A 16,291-nucleotide genomic window follows, 5' to 3' on the forward strand; every position below is an offset into this window, starting at 1 on the left:
CCTGTTTTTCCGTTTTTTCACCCATGAACCAGACCCACCACCTGCCTACCGGCATTCTGCATCTGGACATCCGCCGCAGCGAGCTGCCGGTTGGGGATTTGTTTGCCGTCGGCGCGCGGCTCAATCCCAAGCGCGCCTTTTTGTTTGTCAGCAAGCTCTTGGGCAAACACCATCCCTGCACGCCGCAGCAGATGGCGCAGGCCTATGCGCGCTTGGCCACCAAGCTGCCGGCTTTTTCAGGCTGCCCCGTGCTGTTTGTCGGCATGGCCGAAACCGCCACCGCGCTGGCGCAGGGCGTGTTCGAGCAATGGCTCGCGCAGCATCCGCAGGCGCAGGCACTGTATCTGCACAGCAGCCGGCTGCGCGTTGCCGGTGCCGACATCTGCCGCTTTGAAGAGCAGCACAGCCACGCCGCCCGCCAGTTTCTGCATCTGCCGCAGCGCCCCGCATACCGCGATCTGCTGGTGCAAGCACAGGCGCTGGTGCTGATTGACGACGAAATTTCTACCGGCCGCACGTTTGTCAATCTCGCCGCTGCGCTGCGCCCGCATATGCCGCGGCTGCGCGAGGTGCATTGGCTGAGTCTGACCGATTTTGGCGACGATCAAGCCGCTGATCCCGCCGTTTACCGCCACAGCCTGCTGGCCGGCAGCTGGCGCTTCGAAGCACGCGGTGAAATTGCCGCCGATCCGGCCGCGCCCGCCCAAGCCGTCGAAGGGCGCGATCCCGAGATTGCCGACAGCGGCTGGGGGCGGCTCGGCAGCAACCGCATCCTGTGCCTGCCCGATGATTTTGTCCGCCGTTTTTCAGGCAGCCTGAAAGCCGGTGAGCGCGTGCTGGTGCTCGGTACCGGCGAATTTATCCATCCCGCCGCCGTGTTTGCCCGTGCTCTGGCAGAGCTCAGCGGTGCCGAAGTTTATCTGCAGTCGTCCACCCGCTCGCCGGCGCAGGTTTGGGGCGCGCTCGCCCACAAACGCCCGTTTTCCGACCCCTACGACGAAGGCGTGCCCTACTATCTTTACAACCTGCCCGAGCCGCACTCCTACCGCCGCATCTTTATCTGCCACGAACACCCCGCCAATCCCGCCCTAATCGAATGCGCCGCCGGCCTGCAGGCCGAGCTGGTACAGCTGCCCGCGCCGTTGTGAAAATATAGCCCGGACGGCTTTCAGGCTGCCGAAACAGGGCAGGGCGCATGCTACAATCGCCGCACCCGCCGGCCGCGCCGCTGCGGGGTTTTGACCGAACTGTTATCTACCTGACAAAACGGAGCCGAATATGAAAAAAACACTCGCCGCGCTGATGATCGGCGCACTCGCCCTGCCGCTTGCCGCCGCGCCCTACCGCGCGTTGAATCCGGACAGCCTGATCAGCGGCAATCCGAAAAAACCGCCGATCAGCGTGAATCTGGGCGGCGTTGAAACCGCCATCCGCAACCTGTCGGCGGTTGCCGGCGACTACCCGCCGCGTTTTGACAACGAAAACGACCGCCGCCGCGCCATCGCCGATTTGGGCCCCTTGGGCGTGGTACTCGACAGCATGGTGGAAAACACCGCGCCTAAAGGCGGCGCCAAAGCATCCGCCGCTTATCTGGCTTCGCTGGCGATGCGCGCCCGTTTCCATTGGATCGGCCACAATCTCGACCAGCCCGGCCATGCCGCCAAAGCCGATGCCGACTACCGCCGCCGCATCGAGCTGGCCGCCGCCCCGCAGGAAAAAGCCTTTTACCAAGAGCTGCACGGCCGTTTTCTCAGCTCCACCGGCCAGCTTCCCCGCGCCATCAGCCAGCTCGAAGCCGCTCGCAAAGCCGGACGCAAAGAAGCCGCCATGCCGCTGGGCATGGCCTATCTGATGAGCGGCCAGAAAGCCAAATCGCTACCGCTACTGCGCGAACACGTGCGCAACTTCCCGCAGGACAAACAAGCCAAAGAACTGCTCTCCGCCGTGGAAAACGGCCGCGTTGAAATGAAAACCGTGAAGTGAAAAACGTAGGCTGAACGCGGATAAACTTTCAGGCTGCCTTCACAAGTAAAAGGCAGCCTGAAAACTTTTGCGGCTGTGCTGAGGGATAAGGCTTGCAGAGATTTTAAGTTTTCTTGTATTACTTATGCCGGTTCGCCTATATCCCGCAGCGCAAATATCCGTTGTCAATAAGGGCAGTATCGTCGGCGAGGGCTTCGGCGTCTTCGGGGTCGTGGGTGATGAGCAGCAGGGGGATGTCTAGTTCGCGCTGGAGGGCAGCCATGTTGTCGCGCATTTGGGCGCGCAGGCGGGTGTCGAGGGCGGAGAAGGGTTCGTCGAGCAGGAGCCAGTCGGGGCGCACGGCGCAGGTGCGGGCGAGGGCGGTGCGCTGGCGCTGGCCGCCGGAGATTTGGCGCGGGTAGTGGTCGGCGATGGCGGCAAGCTGCATTTTCTCCAGCCATTCTTCCGCTTCGATGCGGGCGCGGCGGCGGCTTGGGGTGCGCAGGCCGCGGTGCAGGCCGAAAGCGATGTTTTGCGCGACGGTCAGGTGCGGAAACAGAGCGTAGTCTTGGAACAATAAGCCTGCGCTGCGCTGTTGCGGCGGCAGCCACAGGTTTTGCGCGGTGTCGCCGTAACTGCGCCCGCCGATGCGTACATGGCCGCTGCCCGGGCGCAACAGGCCGGCCAGAAGCTGGAGGGTGAGGCTTTTGCCCGAGCCTGATGGGCCGAGGATGGCGAGACGGCGGGCGGTGGTTTTGCAGGATACGTCGAGGGTGAAGGTGTGGCTGCCGTGGCGGGGCTGTTGACATTCAGCTTGCGAAGCGGTTTTTTGAGCAAAAAGTGCCCGATTGCAAGGAAAAAAGCGCAGCAAGGTTGGATACCTTGCGAGCATTTTTGACGTGGCAAGCGGGTATTTTTTGCCAAAAACACCGCCGCAAGGCTGATTGTTAACAGCCCCTATGGTCGCCTGAAAGGCGAAATCGAAGGTTGGGTCAGCCACGGTTTTTGTCTCCGTTCAAACGGGTTACGCTCCACAATACGGCAATGCAGACGGCGGAAATCAGCAAAACAAGGCGGTTGGCCAAGTCGTCGTTGCCCGCCTGCACAGCTTCATAGACGGCGATGGACAGGGTTTGGGTTTGGCCGGGGATGCTGCCGGCAATCATCAGTGTGGCGCCAAATTCGCCCAGCGCGCGGGCAAAGGTGAGTAAGAGGCCGGAGAAGATGCCGCGCCAAGCCAGCGGCAGGGTAACGCGCATAAACACGGCGCACTCCGACAATCCGAGCACGCGGGCGGCCTGTTCGAGCTGCGGGCTGACTTCTTCAAAGGCGGCGCGGGCGGGCTTGAGCACCAGCGGAAAGGTAACGGCCATCGCGGCGACCACCGCGCCCTGCCAGGTGAATATCAGGCTGAAGCCGAAATGTTGTTGCAGCCATTGGCCGAGCGTGCCGTTGCGGCCGAACAGCACCAGCAGGTAGTAGCCCATCACGGTGGGCGGCAGCACCATCGGCAGCGTGAGCACGGTGTCGAGAAAATTGCGGCCGATAAAGCGTTTGCGCGCGAGTACCCAGCTCACGGCGATGCCGAACACCAGGTTCAGCAGCGTGGCAAAGCCGGCGACTTTGAGCGAGAGAAACAGCGCGGGGAAAGTGTCTTGGAATGAGGACATTTTTTGGGGACGGGTGGGATGGTTTTTGGGGGGGCGGCTGAAAAAATACCGTCATTCCCGCGCATGCGGGAATCTTTTTGGAATTTAAGTAATGGCTTGTTTATTCAAAAATGATTAAGCATCAAGCAAGATTCCCGCCTACGCGGGAATGACGACGGTTTGGGGGGGTAGACGGCGTTTGGGTTCAATAGGATTTGTTAGGGTTTGACAACCCAAGCTAGCTGCCGTCTTTGAGGCCGTCTGAAAAGCAGCCTGAAAACCGTTTACCCGTTTTCAGGCTGCTTTTTATGCTTAGGCGTTTTTCCCCTTATTTGGCTTTGGAGCCTTTGGCAGAGCTGAAGCCGTATTTTTTCAGGATGGACTGGCCGGCGGGCGACAGAACGAAATCAACATAGCTTTTGGCTTCTTTGCTTTTGGCAGAAGCGGTGGGGGCGATGGCGTAGGAAACCGGAGTCTCGAGCGCTACGGCAAAGGAGATTTTCACTTTCTCTTTGGCCAGTACGGCGTCGGTGCGGTAAACGAAGCCGGCTTCGGTTTCGCCGCGGGCTACGTAGTCAAGCGCTTGGCGTACGTTCTGGGTGGAGACGATTTTAGGCTGCAGGGTGCCGTAGAGACCGGCTTTTTCCAGCGCACCTTTGGTGTAGCGGCCGGCGGGCACGCTTTCGGGATTGCCCACGGCAATGCGGCTGACGGTAGCGGCTTTCAGATCGTTAAGGGTTTTGATTTTGAGACGGCTGTCTTTGGGCTGGACGACGACCAAATCATTCAGCACGAAAGTGCGGCGGCTGGCTTTGTCGATCAGCTGCTGGTCTTGGGCTTTGTCCATGGTGGTTTGGTCGGCGGTGGCCAATACGTCAACCGGTGCGCCTTGGGCAAGCTGCTGCAGCAGTACGCCGGATGCGGCGGTGTTCAGTTTGATATTGGTGCCGGGGTGTTTTTTCTGGTAGGCGGCGTTAATTTCCTGAAAGGCTTCTTTCAGGCTGGCGGCAGCGGAGACGGTAAGGTCGTCGGCAAAGGCGGGGGCGGCGAGAAAAAGGGTGGCGATAAGGGCGCCGGTTTGGATTTTCATGGTAGTTTTCCTTTGGTCTGCAGAGAGAAAGCAGCCTGAAAAAAAGGGCGTCGGCTTTCAGGCTGCCTTTGGGGTTGGCGATGCCCGCCGGTGTGGCGGACAAAATAAAGCGGCCGTCTTGCGTGTTGCAGGACGGCCGTTCGGACTGCCTTCGCGGGCGCGATTATAGGAAATTAAGGCAGCCTGAAAAGCATACCGACGGACTAGTCCGAAAGTGGGATTGCGCTTTCAGGCTGCTTCTGCATGGCTTATCTGGCGCAGCCGGCTTGTTAATCAGCGGGTGCCGTTGCGGCGGCGCACCAGCTGCCACGGGCGCAGCAGGTAGAAGGCGCTGGCAAAGCCGCTCCACACGTGCACCATGCGGGTGAAGGGGAAGATAAAGAAGAAGGTCATGCCCATAAAGATGTGCAGTTTGAACAGGATGTTGGCATCTTCGATATAGCCTGCCGCACCGCCGCGGAAGGTAACGATGTGCTGCGCCCACTGCATCAGTTTGACCATTTCGTGGCCGTCCAGATGCCCCATGCTGACGACGATTGTGGAGAGACCGAGCAGCAGGGTGATCAGTATCCAGATCAGCACCAGTTTGTCGCGCCAGGTGCTGTTGATGCTGATGCGGTCGACCTTGAAGCGGCGGTTAATCAGGATAATCAGGCCGACCAGCGCGGTGGTGCCGAAGATGCCGCCCATGGTCATGGCAAATACCTGCTTGGCGCTGTGGGTTACGCCGATGGCGTCCCAAAACCACAGCGGGGTGAGCAGGCCGAACAGGTGGCCGCCGAATACGGCCAGCACGCCGACGTGAAACAGCACGCTGCCCAGCCGCAGCTGGCCGCGGTAGAGCAGTTCGCTGGAATCGCTTTTCCAGGTGTACTGCTCGCGGTCGAAACGCATCAGGCTGCCGAAGAAAAATACGGCCAGGCAGATATAGGGATAAATGCCGAAGAAAAACTGGTGGAAGGTATTGAGTTCGTTCATGGTCATTCCTTTTCAGGCTGCCTTATGCGGGGCGGCCGTTGGGGTAGAACTGTATGGTTTGGATGTCGCTGGCGGGTTTGAGCAGCGGTTCGATGCCTTGGATGTCGGGGCCGAATGTTTCCATTGCTTCGTCCATATCGCGCACCGGCGGTTCAGTCAGCGGCTTGGGTTCGACCGGGCTTAGGGCAACGGCTGTTTGCAGCAGCGCGGCATAGGGCGAGCCGTAGGTAGTCAGGTTTTTGCCGATGTGGTTGATCACGTGTACCGCGTCGCCCAACAGTTTTTCCGCGTCTTCGGGCGGAATGTGGGCGAAAAATTCCAGCAGCGCCGGCAGGTAGTCGGGCAGCTCGTCGTCGCCCAGCTCGAAGCCGTAGCGGCGGTATTCTTCGAGCAGATCCACCATCGCGCTGCCCCGGTCGCGGTCTTCGCCGTAAACGTGCTCGAAGATGTAGAGCGCGTGCTGGCGGGTTCGGTCGAACACGAGTACGTAGTCTTCCTGCAACTCGCGCAGGCTGCGGCTGCCCAAGTGATCAAGCAACGCCTGCAAATCCGCTTGGTTTGCGGCCAGCTCAGGCCACTCGTTTAAGGCAGCCTGAAACTCGGGCAGCGCATCGAGCAAATCCTGCTCGGGGTAGCACATCAGCGCGGAGAGCCATTTGTACACCAAAGGATTGGCGGCCATCAGCGCACTCCTTCTTCTTTGTTTTTCTCGATGTCTTTGCGCCGTTCGACAAAGATAATCGGTGAAGCCTTGCGTTTGCCGAACAAGCTCTCTTGCGTCAGGCCGTCGGCATCGTCGCCCGAGCAGCCGTTGCCGAAGCTGAAGCCGCAGCTGGCTTTGTCTTCAAAGCTGTTTTCCACCATTTCTTTGTGTGAGGCGGGGATGACAAAGCGGTCTTCGTAGTTGGCGATGGCGAGAATCTGGTACATGTCTTCAACCATGGCGGGGGTCAGGCCGGTGCCGTCCAATGTCTGTTCCAGCGTTTCGCCTTCGACGATCTGGCCGCGCTTGAAGCGGCGCATGGCGATCATGCGCTCAAGGGCGTCGCGTACCGGCTCGATTTTGCCGGCGGTTAAGAGGTTGGCGAGATAACGCAGCGGGATGCGCATTTCATCGACGCTGGGGATGATGCCGTTTTCGCCGACAAAGCCGTTTTCAATGGCCGACTGGATCGGCGACAAGGGCGGGATGTACCATACCATCGGCAGCGTGCGGTATTCGGGGTGCAGCGGGAAGGCGATTTTCCATTCCATCGCCATTTTGTACACCGGCGATTTTTTCGCCGCATCGAGCCAGCTTTGGCTGATGCCCTGTTTCAAGGCTTCGCGCTCGATTTCAGGATCGTGCGGATTAAGGAACACGCCGAGCTGGGCTTCATACAGATCCTGCGGATCTTCTACGCTGGCGGCTTCCTGGATTTTGTCGGCGTCATACAGCAGCACGCCCAAGTAGCGGATGCGGCCGACGCAGGTTTCCGAGCAGATGGTCGGTTCGCCCGCTTCGATGCGCGGGTAGCAGAAGATACATTTTTCGGCTTTGCCGCTGACCCAGTTGTAGTAGATTTTTTTGTAGGGGCAGCCTGAAATGCACATACGCCAGCCGCGGCATTTGTCTTGGTCGATTAACACGATGCCGTCGTCTTCGCGTTTGTAGATGCTGCCGGAGGGGCAGGAGGCGACGCAGGTGGGGTTGAGGCAGTGTTCGCACAGGCGCGGCAGATACATCATGAATGTCTGCTCAAACGCGCCCATCATTTCTTTTTGGATGCCTTCAAACAGGGTGTCTTTGGCGCGTTTTTCAAATTCGCCGGCCAAGTCGTCTTCCCAGTTGGGGCCCCATTCGATTTTGTCCATTTTTTTGCCGGTGAGCACGGAAATCGGCCGCGCGGTGGGCGGGGTTTTCATTTTCGGCGCGTTTTGCAGGTGCTCGTAGTCGTAGGTGAACGGCTCGTAATAGTCGTCGATTTGCGGCAGGTTGGGGTTGGCGAAAATGTTGGACAGGATTTTCAAACGGCCACCCTGCTTGGGCACGAGCTTGCCGTTGGGTTTGCGCACCCAGCCGCCGTTCCATTTTTCCTGGTCTTCCCAGTTTTTCGGGAAGCCGATACCGGGCTTGGTTTCAACATTGTTGAACCAGGCGTATTCCACGCCGTCGCGGCTTGTCCATACGTTTTTGCAGGTAACGGAGCAGGTGTGGCAGCCGATACATTTGTCCAAGTTCAGCACCATGCCGACTTGTGCTCTGATTTTCATGATGTGTTCCTTAAATGATTGGTCTTTTTCAGGTAGCCTTCCTTTTGGCTCTTAAGGCTACCTGAAAAACGGTTATGCCTTTTCGAATCCGGCTTTCGGACTGACAATCGAAACCAAGATGCAGTCTTCCTGGCCGCTGTTGCGGGCGCCGTGGATTTGGTGGTCGCCCACCACTACGCTATCGCCTGCGCGGATGGTGCGGCCGCTTTGCGCGTCGTCCACCAGCTCGGCTTCGCCCTGCAGCACAATCCAAATATCCACGCCGCACGGGTGGCGGTGGGCGGGCAACATGGTTTGCGGCGGAATCTGCCACAGCACCATGTTGTCGTGTTGGTCTTGATACAGCACGGTGCGCACGGCTTCGGAGGGGGTTTCCTTCAAATAATCGGAAAAACGGATAATCTGCGGGAGCTTCATGGTTTTGTTCCTTATCTGGTTTTCAGGTAGCCTTTTGTGCAGCAGGAGGCTACCTGAAAAACCTTATGCCTGATCGGCGGGTTCGTCCATCCAGTCGATGTCCTTCATCTTGCGGACAATTACCCACTCGTCGCGGTTGGAGCCGACCGTGCCGTAATAGTTGAAGCTGTACGCCAGTTGCGCATAGCCGCCTATCATGTGGGTCGGGTTCAATACCGCCTTGGTTACCGAGTTGTGGATGCCGCCGCGTTTCTTGGTGGTTTCCGCCGCAGGCGTGTGCACCAATTTTTCCTGAGCGTGGTACATCAGAATCATGGTTTCAGGAATACGCTGGCTCACAATCACGCGGCAGGCAATCGCGCCGTTGGTGTTGAACACTTCCACCCAGTCGTTGTCAACCAGGCCGGCTTTTTTCGCGTCAATTTCGGAAATCCACACGTGCGGGCCGCCACGCGAGAGCGTGAGCATGCGCAGGTTTTCCGAATAGGTGCTGTGGATGCCCCATTTTTGGTGCGGGGTCAGGAAGTTGAGCGTGATTTCCGGGTTGCCGTTGGGCATTTTGCCCAACAGTTTTTTGGTGGTTTTGGTGTCCACCGCTGGGCGGTAGGCGCAGAAGCTCACGCCGAAATCGCGCATCCATTTGTGGTCTTGGTAAAACTGCTGGCGGCCGGTCAGGGTACGCCACGGAATCAGCTCGTGTACGTTGGTGTAGCCGGCGGTGTAGCACACGGTTTCGCTTTCCACGCCCGACCAGATTGGCGAGGTTACGATTTTGCGCGGCTGGGCGACGATGTCGCGGAAGGCGATGTGGGTGTGCTCGCTGGCGTTGATCAGGTGGGTGTGGTCGCGGCCGGTGATGTTGCCCAGAGCCTGCCATGCTTTTTTGGAAACGTGGCCGTTGGTTTCGGGGGCGAGGGTCAGAATCATCTCGGCCGCGTCGATGGCGGTTTCGAGCTTGGGCTGGCCTTTGCCCACGCCTTCGGCGCGCACGCCGTTGAGTTTGCGCAGGTATTCGACTTCGTGCTTGGTGTCCCAAGCCATGCCTTTGCCGTTGTTGTTGACCTTTTCCAGCAAGGGGCCGATGGAGGTGTATTTTTCATAGATGGCGCCGTAGTCGCGCTCGACTACCGTCATCGCGGGCATGGTTTTGCCGGGAATCGGCTCGCATTCGCCCAGTTTCCAGTCTTTCGGGTCGAAAGGTTGGCCGAGTTCCTGCGGGCTGTCGTGCATCAACGGGGTGAGCACGATGTCTTTGCGCACGCCCAGATAATCTTTGGCCAACTCGCTGAATTTTTTCGCCAAGCCTTTATAAATCTCCCAGTCGGAGCGGCTCTGCCACAGGGGTTGCACGGCTTCGGTAAAGGGGTGGATAAAGGGGTGCATGTCCGAGGTGTTGAGGTCGTTTTTCTCGTACCAGGTGGCGGTGGGGAAAATCACGTCGGCGTAGAGACAAGTAGTGTTCATGCGGAAATCCAACAGCGTGAACAGATCGAGCTTGCCTTCCACCGGTGCGCGTTGTTTGACTTCAGACGGCTTGAGGCAGTCTTCTTCGTCGCTCATCAGGCCGTTTTGCGTGCCCAGCAGGTATTTCAGGAAATATTCGTGGCCTTTGCCGGACGAACCCAAAATATTGGAGCGCCAGATAAACATATTGCGCGGCCAGTTTTTCGGGTTTTCCGGGTCGTCGCACGACATGTTCAGGCTGCCTTCTTTGAGGGATTTCACCACATAATCGGCAGGTGCCATGCCGGCGGCTTCGGCCGCGTCGGTTACGTCCAGCGGGTTGGTTTCCAACTGCGGCGCAGACGGCGTCCAGCCCATGCGCTCGGCTTTGGCGTTGTAGTCAATCATGGTCAGGCGGCGCATGTCGTCGTGCGCATCGGGCGAGAGCAGCTCGTCGGCGGCCAGCGTTTCATGGCGGTATTGGCCGGTGTGGGCGTAGAAGAAGGATGTACCGGCCATCTGGCGGGCAGGGCGGTGCCAGTCGAGCGCGAAAGTCAGCGGCGCCCAGCCGGACTGCGGACGCAGTTTTTCCTGTCCCACATAATGGCACCAGCCGCCGCCGGATTTGCCGATGGTGCCGCACATCATCAGCATGTTGATCAGGCCGCGATAGTTCATATCGAGGTGGTACCAGTGGTTCAGGCCGGCACCGACGATGACCATCGAGCGGCCTTGGGTGTCGTGGGCGTTTTGCGCAAACTCGCGGGCAACGCGGATGACCAGTTCGGGCTTCACGCCGGTGTGTTTTTCCTGCCACAGCGGAGTGTAGGGTTTGTCGTCGAAATAGTCTTTGGCAACGTTTTCATCGTCCAGGCCGTTGTCCACGCCGTATTGGGCGACCAGCATGTCGAACACGGTGGCCACCAGGCGGGTAGAGCCGTCGGCCAGCGTTACCCGTTTTACCGGCACTTTGCGGTAAACCTTGTCGGCATCGTATTCGCCGCCGAAATAATCGAAGCCCACGCGCACCACATCATCGGCATGGTTTTTCAGCGACAGCGCGGCTTTCACGTTGTCCTTGCCTTGCGCTTTGGTTTCCAGATTCCATTTTTGGCTGCCGTCCCAGCGGAAGCCCACCGAGCCGTTGGGCACGGCCAGACTGCCGGCGGTTTCGTCCCATACCAGGACTTTCCATTCGGGGTTTTTCTCTTCGCCGAAATTGTTGTCCAGTTGCGAGGCGCGCAGGGTGTATTCGGGTTTGTAGTGTTCGCCGTCTTCCTGCAGGCACACCAATACCGGCATGTCGGTGAGGCGGCGGCAGTAGTCTTGGAAATAATCAGACGGTTTTTCGATGTGGAATTCTTTGAGAATTACATGACCCATCGCCATCGCCAGCGCGGCATCGGTGCCCTGACGCGGCGCCATCCAGATGTCGCTGAATTTGGCCATTTCACCGAAGTCGGAAGAGATGGCGACGGTTTTGGTGCCTTTGTAACGCACTTCGGTGTAAAAGTGGGCATCAGGCGTACGGGTCATCGGAATGTTGGAGCCCCACACCAAAAGATAGTTGGAGTTGTACCAGTCGGCCGATTCGGCCACGTCGGTCTGCTCGCCCCAAGTCTGCGGGCTGGCGGGCGGCAAGTCGCAATACCAGTCGTAAAACGACAGCGGCACGCCGCCGATCAAGCCCAGATAGCGGGCGCCGGAAGCGTAGCTGATCATCGACATCGCAGGAATCGGCGAGAAGCCGACAATGCGGTCGGGGCCGTATTTTTTGATGGTGTAGCAGTTGGCCGCCGCCACCATTTCATAGGCTTCGTCCCAATTCGAGCGCACAAAGCCGCCCAAACCGCGCTGGGATTTGTAGGATTGGGAGCGCTCGGGATCTTCAACAATCCATTTCCACGCTTCGATCGGGTCTTTGGTTTTGCGCGCTTCACGCCACAATTCGGCCAGCGCGCCGCGCATCATCGGATATTTGATGCGCTGGGCGGAATACACATACCAGCTGTAAGAGGCTCCGCGCGGGCAGCCGCGCGGCTCGTGGTTGGGCAGATCCGGGCGCGTGCGCGGATAGTCGGTCTGCTGGGTTTCCCAAGTGATGATGCCGTTTTTCACGTAAATCTTCCACGAGCACGAACCGGTACAGTTCACGCCGTGGGTGGAGCGGGCGATGCGGTCGTGCGCCCAGCGGCTGCGGTAGGCGTTTTCCCATTTGCGGTCTTCGTCTATCAGCACGCCGTGGCCGTCGGCAAAAGGTTCGCGTTTGCGCTTGAAAAAGGTTAAACGGTCTAAAAAGAGGCTCATTGTGTATTCCTTAGTTTGCTGCGGATTTGTTTGACTATGCTTCAGGCGGCTTCAGGCAGCCTGAAAACACCTTATCCGTTATGGCACGGAATGGTAAGGGAAACACAGGCCGAAAAAAATGCGCCGAAAGGGGCGGTGCGCTAGGGCGTAAGCAGGGGAGGGGGACTTGCTTTGGAAATAGCCCGAACTACTCCTTTAGTATTAATTTGACATAGCGGCGGGCTGGGGTGGGCAGCCTGAAAAGCCGCTCCAGCAGCCATCCGGCAGCAAAAAAAGCAGCCTGAAAGTTTCAGGCTGCCTGTTTGGATTTGTCTTTCGAACTGATAGCGAAAACGAAAAATACTTTTGCAATAACAATGCGCCAAGCCGTTTCACAAGCAGCCTGAAAACCTTTTCAGGCTGCTTTGCCCTTGTTTGGCGAGCAAACCGGACAAGCCGGATTTTTGGTAGCGGCAAAATGCTGCCAGCTGCCGGCAAGGGCGTCGTAGCAGTGCAGTCCCGCCGGCTGGGCGGGCAGGCCGAGCAGGATTTTCAGCGCTTCGACCGCCTGTATCGCGCCGATCACGCCGACCAGCGGCGAGAATACGCCGGTGAGCGCGCAGCTACCGTCGCCGCCTTCGGGTTCGCCAAACAGGCAGGCGTAGCAGGGCTGCTCGGGTAGGTCGTGGCGGAACACCGCCAGCTGGCCGGAAAAGCGCACCGCGGCACCGGAAACCAGCGGCGTGCCGGTCGCGTGGGCAGCGGCATTGACGGCGCGGCGGGTGGCAAAATTGTCGCAGCAGTCGAGCACCACGCCGCATTGCGGCAGCAGAGCGCGCAGGGCGGCTTCGTCGAGACGGCCGAAGGTTTCGATGCGACAGCTTGAATTGATTGCGTGCAGGCGGGCGGCCATTGCTGCGGTTTTCAGGCTGCCGACGTCGCTTTCGCCATAGCTGACCTGGCAATGGTGTCGCTAATCTCCTGAGGCTGCCTGAAATACAGGGTAACGATGCCGATATCCTGCTCTTTGTAGCGGATGGGCAGCACGCGCAAATCGCCAAAGCCCAAGCGGCGGCATTCGTAGCTGTGTTCGTTGTCTGCCGCCGGGCGGCTGTCGTAAAAACGGACGGTGTGCGCTTCGTTGTTCTGCACGGCAATGCCGCACAGGCAGTCGCCGATTTTCGAGCAGGCTTCGGAATGCTTCAATTCTTCAGGCAGCCCGATATGGGCGGCCAAATCCATGCGCTGGCGGCGCGGGTCGATCAGGCGCACGCTGCCGGCATCCGCTTCGGCAACCTGCAACACCCGTTCCAAAAATACCCCGGCCGCTTCGGCGGCGGTTTGCGGCCGGTTCAGCACCGCGGAAAAAGAATAGAGCACGCCAAGAATAAAGTTTTTGCGCTCCAAATCGCGGGTTTTTTCGGCCACTTCCTGCTCCAAGCCGCTGTAAAGCTGGCTCAAACGGCTGCTCATCTGGTTGAAACCGCCGCTTACTTCGGCAAATTCGGACGGCCCTGCCGTCTGCATCTGCAGCCCGAAGCGGCCGTCGCCAATGGCCTGCACGCCGCGCAACAATTCCTGCAGCGGGTCGATAATCCACAGCCGCGTCAGCCAAATCATCACCGCCGAGCTGACCAGCACCAGCGCCAGCAGGCCGCTTTGGAAAAAGCGCAGCCAAGTAATGTAAGTGGCGCTGGTGCGTTCCACTTCGCCGACTACTTCATTGATTGTGTTTAAAAAACCGTCCAATTTAGCGGTGCTGTTTTTTTCATTTTCCGAGGCAGCCTGAAAAAACGGTTTGACCGTTTGCTGCCATTGCCGCTCCAAATCCGCCATTTTCGCCATGACTTTCGGATCATCCGGCAGCGAGAGCGGCCGTCGCGGATCGCCGCGGCGTACCGTTGTCAAAACCTGGTCGAAGCGGCTGATATGGGCGTCGATTTCAGATTGCGGCGCGTTTTCTTCAACCAAGAGTGCCAGCCGGTAGCTTTGAAAACGCAGGCTGCCCAAATCATTGATCGCCGCCGCATTTCCTTCCAGCCACAGCGACAAATACAGCGTAAACACGATTGAAGCAACCGATACGGCAATCCACAGCGCGGTAAAAAATTTTAGACGTAAAGTCAGACTGGCAAATCGGTTCATGGTAAAGCGGTGTTGGGGTTTGTTGTAATAATGATAACATAAATTCGCATAATTTATATTATGTAAAATTATTTTAATATCCGTTTATTTTTGCTAAGTTTGCCGCAGCGTCAGTTTTTTCATTTCCGCCCCCTGCGGTGATACCGCAAGATAGCCGCCTTCGCTGCCGTACCAGTCCGGCAAGACATAGCGTTCGACTGTTTGGCCTTGAACTTGGTGGTGATGGATGTCCGGGCGGTGGGTGTGGCCGTGGATAAGCGCGCTGCAGCCGGGATGGGCGGCAAAAGCAGCCTGAACGCCGCTTTCGGTAACGTCGGCGGCGGGAACGTAGCCGCGGCGGTTTTGGATTTGGCGGCTTTTCTGCCGCATCTTAGCGGCGATTTTGCGCCGCAGCGCCAGCGGCAGCGAGAGCAGCAGTTTTTGCACGATTGGGTAGCGCATCAGCCGGCGGAAACGCTGGTAGCCGGTATCGGCGGTGCACATTTCGTCGCCGTGGCTCAGCAGATAGCATTTGCCGTAGAGCGATACGGCGTATTGCTCGGGCAAAATAGCAAAGCCGGCGCGCTCGGCATAGCGGCGGCCGACCAGAAAATCGCGGTTGCCGCAGATAAAGTAAACCGGTGTTTCGGCGCTGAAGGCTTTGAGCCGCGCGGCGGCGGCCAATGCGGCACCATCGGCAGCATCGTCGCCCAGCCAGGCTTCGAATAAGTCGCCGAGTATATAGAGCGCGTCCACCCTGCCCTGCCAGCTATCCAGCGCCTGGATAAACAGGCGGTTGAGTTCGGGTGTGCTGTCGGACAGGTGCAGATCGGCGATAAACACGGTTTGCGGCATGGCCAATCCGTTTTCAGGCTGCCTGAAACAGGCTTTGGTACAGGGTTTCGTCGAAACCGCAATACAGCTTCCCGTTGTGTTCGAGCAGCGGCCGTTTGATCAGGCTGGGATGGGCGGCCATCAGCGCGATGGCGCCGGCTTCGCTTGCAGCCTGCACCTGCTCGGCGGCGCTGAGTTTGCGCCAGGTGGTGCCGCGTTTGTTTAGTAGCTGCGCCAGTTCGATTTGCTGCAGCCAGCGGCTGATTTGCGCCGCATCGGGCGGCGTTTTTTTGAAATCGCAAAACTGATAATCCGCGCCGGCTTCTTTGAGTTTGGCGCGGGCTTTTTTCACGCTGTCGCAGTTGGTGATACCGTATAGCGTCGTCATGGGTGCGGCTCCTGTTTCCAAACGCGCACATTGTACGGAATCGGCGGTTTTTTGTCTTGTCGCCGCCGGCGAATGGGGCTATCCTTGCCGCCCTTGACCGTCTATCAGAAACCGGAGAATGATGAAATGAAAAAACTGTTGTTGCTGGGTTCCGTATTGGCGCTGTCCGCTTGCGGCGGCGACGGGGTGTCCAAGTCCGATCTGCAGGAAGCCATCAATACGGCCAATGCCGAAAATGCCGTCTGCCTGCCCTACCGTTTGAATGTGGAGCACCGTCTGGAAAACGAAAATCCGGCCGATACCCTGGTGGGTGCGCCGCAAATCCGCCTGCTCAAGCGGCAAGACAGCGGCAAGCACGCCAACGAAGCGGCGATGGCGCAGATGGAAATGCTCAGCGACGCCGGTTTGTACAAAAAAGGCAAAGAGCTGCGTATCGGCGAAGGCGAAGCCGCCATCCGCTATGTGGTGTTTGATCTGACCGACAAAGGCTCGGAGCAGATTCTCGCTTCCATCCACGGCCCGCTGCTGTGCGTCGGTCATGAGAAAGTCGACAGCATCAACTTCTACACCGAACCTTCCCCCGCCAACGGCGTTACCCTGACCCAGGTTTCCTACCAAGCCAAAGTGGTGCCCGAACGTTGGGCGCGCAAGCTGATCAAATCCGACGACAACTTCGCCGAAATCCGCGAAAGCCACGCGAAAACCGCCACGCTGGTGAAAACCAACGACGGCTGGCGCGATATCCGCGATTTGCGCAACTAATATTTCAGGCTGCTTTTTACCCAAAAGCAGCCTGAAAACCGCCGCCGATTCCTTTTCAGGCTGCCTGAACCGCAAGCGCTTAGGCAGCCTGAAAGCTGTTTGACG

General features: G+C 58.6%; 15 protein-coding genes. 3 read left to right on the top strand and 12 right to left on the bottom strand.

Annotated elements, in window-relative coordinates:
• Positions 1-23: 23 nt before the first annotated feature.
• Both OP500_RS02480 and OP500_RS02485 read left to right on the top strand, forming a co-directional pair.
• Positions 24-1,148: a phosphoribosyltransferase domain-containing protein gene (locus OP500_RS02480; RefSeq protein ID WP_274070068.1), complete on the top strand. Its 1,125-nt coding sequence runs from the start codon at positions 24-26 to the stop codon at positions 1,146-1,148.
• A 130-nt stretch (positions 1,149-1,278) separates the two neighbouring features.
• Positions 1,279-1,983, top strand: a complete 705-nt coding sequence (locus OP500_RS02485) for a tetratricopeptide repeat protein (protein WP_274070069.1) — start codon at positions 1,279-1,281, stop codon at positions 1,981-1,983.
• A 136-nt stretch (positions 1,984-2,119) separates the two neighbouring features.
• Here the strand turns inward: OP500_RS02485 and OP500_RS02490 are convergent, their stop codons facing one another.
• The 12 genes from OP500_RS02490 to OP500_RS02545 all read right to left on the bottom strand — a co-directional run bounded on the left by OP500_RS02490 (position 2,120) and on the right by OP500_RS02545 (position 15,424).
• Entirely contained in the window at positions 2,120-2,833 is a 714-nt protein-coding gene (locus OP500_RS02490) for a sulfate/molybdate ABC transporter ATP-binding protein (RefSeq protein WP_238747956.1), read from the bottom strand.
• Between the two features lie 121 nt (positions 2,834-2,954).
• Complete coding sequence (modB, locus tag OP500_RS02495) at positions 2,955-3,632, bottom strand: molybdate ABC transporter permease subunit (RefSeq protein WP_274070070.1); 678 nt, start codon at positions 3,630-3,632, stop codon at positions 2,955-2,957.
• Positions 3,633-3,939: 307 nt separating this feature from the next.
• Positions 3,940-4,701 carry a molybdate ABC transporter substrate-binding protein gene (gene modA / locus OP500_RS02500; protein WP_238747960.1) on the bottom strand — a complete coding sequence of 254 codons (762 nt, stop codon included), beginning with the start codon at positions 4,699-4,701 and terminating at the stop codon, positions 3,940-3,942.
• A 273-nt stretch (positions 4,702-4,974) separates the two neighbouring features.
• On the bottom strand, positions 4,975-5,679 hold the full coding sequence (narI, locus tag OP500_RS02505; protein WP_274070071.1) for a respiratory nitrate reductase subunit gamma: 705 nt from the start codon (positions 5,677-5,679) through the stop codon (positions 4,975-4,977).
• A gap of 22 nt (positions 5,680-5,701) precedes the next feature.
• Entirely contained in the window at positions 5,702-6,361 is a 660-nt protein-coding gene (gene narJ, locus OP500_RS02510; protein ID WP_274070072.1) for a nitrate reductase molybdenum cofactor assembly chaperone, read from the bottom strand.
• A complete protein-coding gene (gene narH, locus OP500_RS02515; protein WP_274070073.1) occupies positions 6,361-7,932 on the bottom strand; it encodes a nitrate reductase subunit beta in 1,572 nt (523 codons plus the stop codon). The genes narJ and narH overlap by 1 nt, the downstream gene beginning before the upstream one ends.
• A 72-nt stretch (positions 7,933-8,004) precedes the next feature.
• Positions 8,005-8,349 carry a cupin domain-containing protein gene (locus OP500_RS02520; RefSeq protein ID WP_023888022.1) on the bottom strand — a complete coding sequence of 115 codons (345 nt, stop codon included), beginning with the start codon at positions 8,347-8,349 and terminating at the stop codon, positions 8,005-8,007.
• Between the two features lie 63 nt (positions 8,350-8,412).
• Positions 8,413-12,099 carry a nitrate reductase subunit alpha gene (locus tag OP500_RS02525; RefSeq protein ID WP_274070074.1) on the bottom strand — a complete coding sequence of 1,229 codons (3,687 nt, stop codon included), beginning with the start codon at positions 12,097-12,099 and terminating at the stop codon, positions 8,413-8,415.
• A 394-nt stretch (positions 12,100-12,493) separates the two neighbouring features.
• A complete protein-coding gene (locus OP500_RS02530) occupies positions 12,494-12,991 on the bottom strand; it encodes a HesA/MoeB/ThiF family protein (protein ID WP_274070075.1) in 498 nt (165 codons plus the stop codon).
• 11 nt (positions 12,992-13,002) lie between these two features.
• Positions 13,003-14,223 (bottom strand): type IV pili methyl-accepting chemotaxis transducer N-terminal domain-containing protein, encoded by a 1,221-nt coding sequence (locus OP500_RS02535; RefSeq protein WP_274070076.1) that lies wholly within the window; start codon positions 14,221-14,223, stop codon positions 13,003-13,005.
• Between the two features lie 93 nt (positions 14,224-14,316).
• Complete coding sequence (locus OP500_RS02540) at positions 14,317-15,057, bottom strand: UDP-2,3-diacylglucosamine diphosphatase (protein WP_274070077.1); 741 nt, start codon at positions 15,055-15,057, stop codon at positions 14,317-14,319.
• Positions 15,058-15,070: 13 nt separating this feature from the next.
• Positions 15,071-15,424 carry an arsenate reductase gene (locus OP500_RS02545; RefSeq protein WP_274070078.1) on the bottom strand — a complete coding sequence of 118 codons (354 nt, stop codon included), beginning with the start codon at positions 15,422-15,424 and terminating at the stop codon, positions 15,071-15,073.
• Between the two features lie 126 nt (positions 15,425-15,550).
• Between OP500_RS02545 and OP500_RS02550 the strand changes: the two genes are divergently transcribed.
• Positions 15,551-16,186, top strand: coding sequence for a hypothetical protein (locus OP500_RS02550; protein WP_274070079.1), 636 nt, complete (start codon positions 15,551-15,553; stop codon positions 16,184-16,186).
• Positions 16,187-16,291 lie beyond the last annotated feature (105 nt).

Origin of the sequence: Kingella sp. SNUBH-2017, assembly GCF_028680565.1 — a bacterium.
GTDB classification, from domain to species: domain Bacteria; phylum Pseudomonadota; class Gammaproteobacteria; order Burkholderiales; family Neisseriaceae; genus Kingella_D; species Kingella_D pumchi.

Coding starts and splice junctions, on each gene's coding strand:
- OP500_RS02540 (WP_274070077.1), bottom strand. CDS start 15,057: ATGCCGCAAACCGTGTTTATCGCCGATCTGCACCTGTCCGACAGCACA.
- modA (WP_238747960.1), bottom strand. CDS start 4,701: ATGAAAATCCAAACCGGCGCCCTTATCGCCACCCTTTTTCTCGCCGCC.
- narJ (WP_274070072.1), bottom strand. CDS start 6,361: ATGGCCGCCAATCCTTTGGTGTACAAATGGCTCTCCGCGCTGATGTGC.
- OP500_RS02535 (WP_274070076.1), bottom strand. CDS start 14,223: ATGAACCGATTTGCCAGTCTGACTTTACGTCTAAAATTTTTTACCGCG.
- OP500_RS02520 (WP_023888022.1), bottom strand. CDS start 8,349: ATGAAGCTCCCGCAGATTATCCGTTTTTCCGATTATTTGAAGGAAACC.
- OP500_RS02550 (WP_274070079.1), top strand. CDS start 15,551: ATGAAAAAACTGTTGTTGCTGGGTTCCGTATTGGCGCTGTCCGCTTGC.
- narH (WP_274070073.1), bottom strand. CDS start 7,932: ATGAAAATCAGAGCACAAGTCGGCATGGTGCTGAACTTGGACAAATGT.
- OP500_RS02530 (WP_274070075.1), bottom strand. CDS start 12,991: ATGGCCGCCCGCCTGCACGCAATCAATTCAAGCTGTCGCATCGAAACC.
- OP500_RS02480 (WP_274070068.1), top strand. CDS start 24: ATGAACCAGACCCACCACCTGCCTACCGGCATTCTGCATCTGGACATC.
- OP500_RS02525 (WP_274070074.1), bottom strand. CDS start 12,099: ATGAGCCTCTTTTTAGACCGTTTAACCTTTTTCAAGCGCAAACGCGAA.
- narI (WP_274070071.1), bottom strand. CDS start 5,679: ATGAACGAACTCAATACCTTCCACCAGTTTTTCTTCGGCATTTATCCC.
- OP500_RS02545 (WP_274070078.1), bottom strand. CDS start 15,424: ATGACGACGCTATACGGTATCACCAACTGCGACAGCGTGAAAAAAGCC.
- modB (WP_274070070.1), bottom strand. CDS start 3,632: ATGTCCTCATTCCAAGACACTTTCCCCGCGCTGTTTCTCTCGCTCAAA.
- OP500_RS02485 (WP_274070069.1), top strand. CDS start 1,279: ATGAAAAAAACACTCGCCGCGCTGATGATCGGCGCACTCGCCCTGCCG.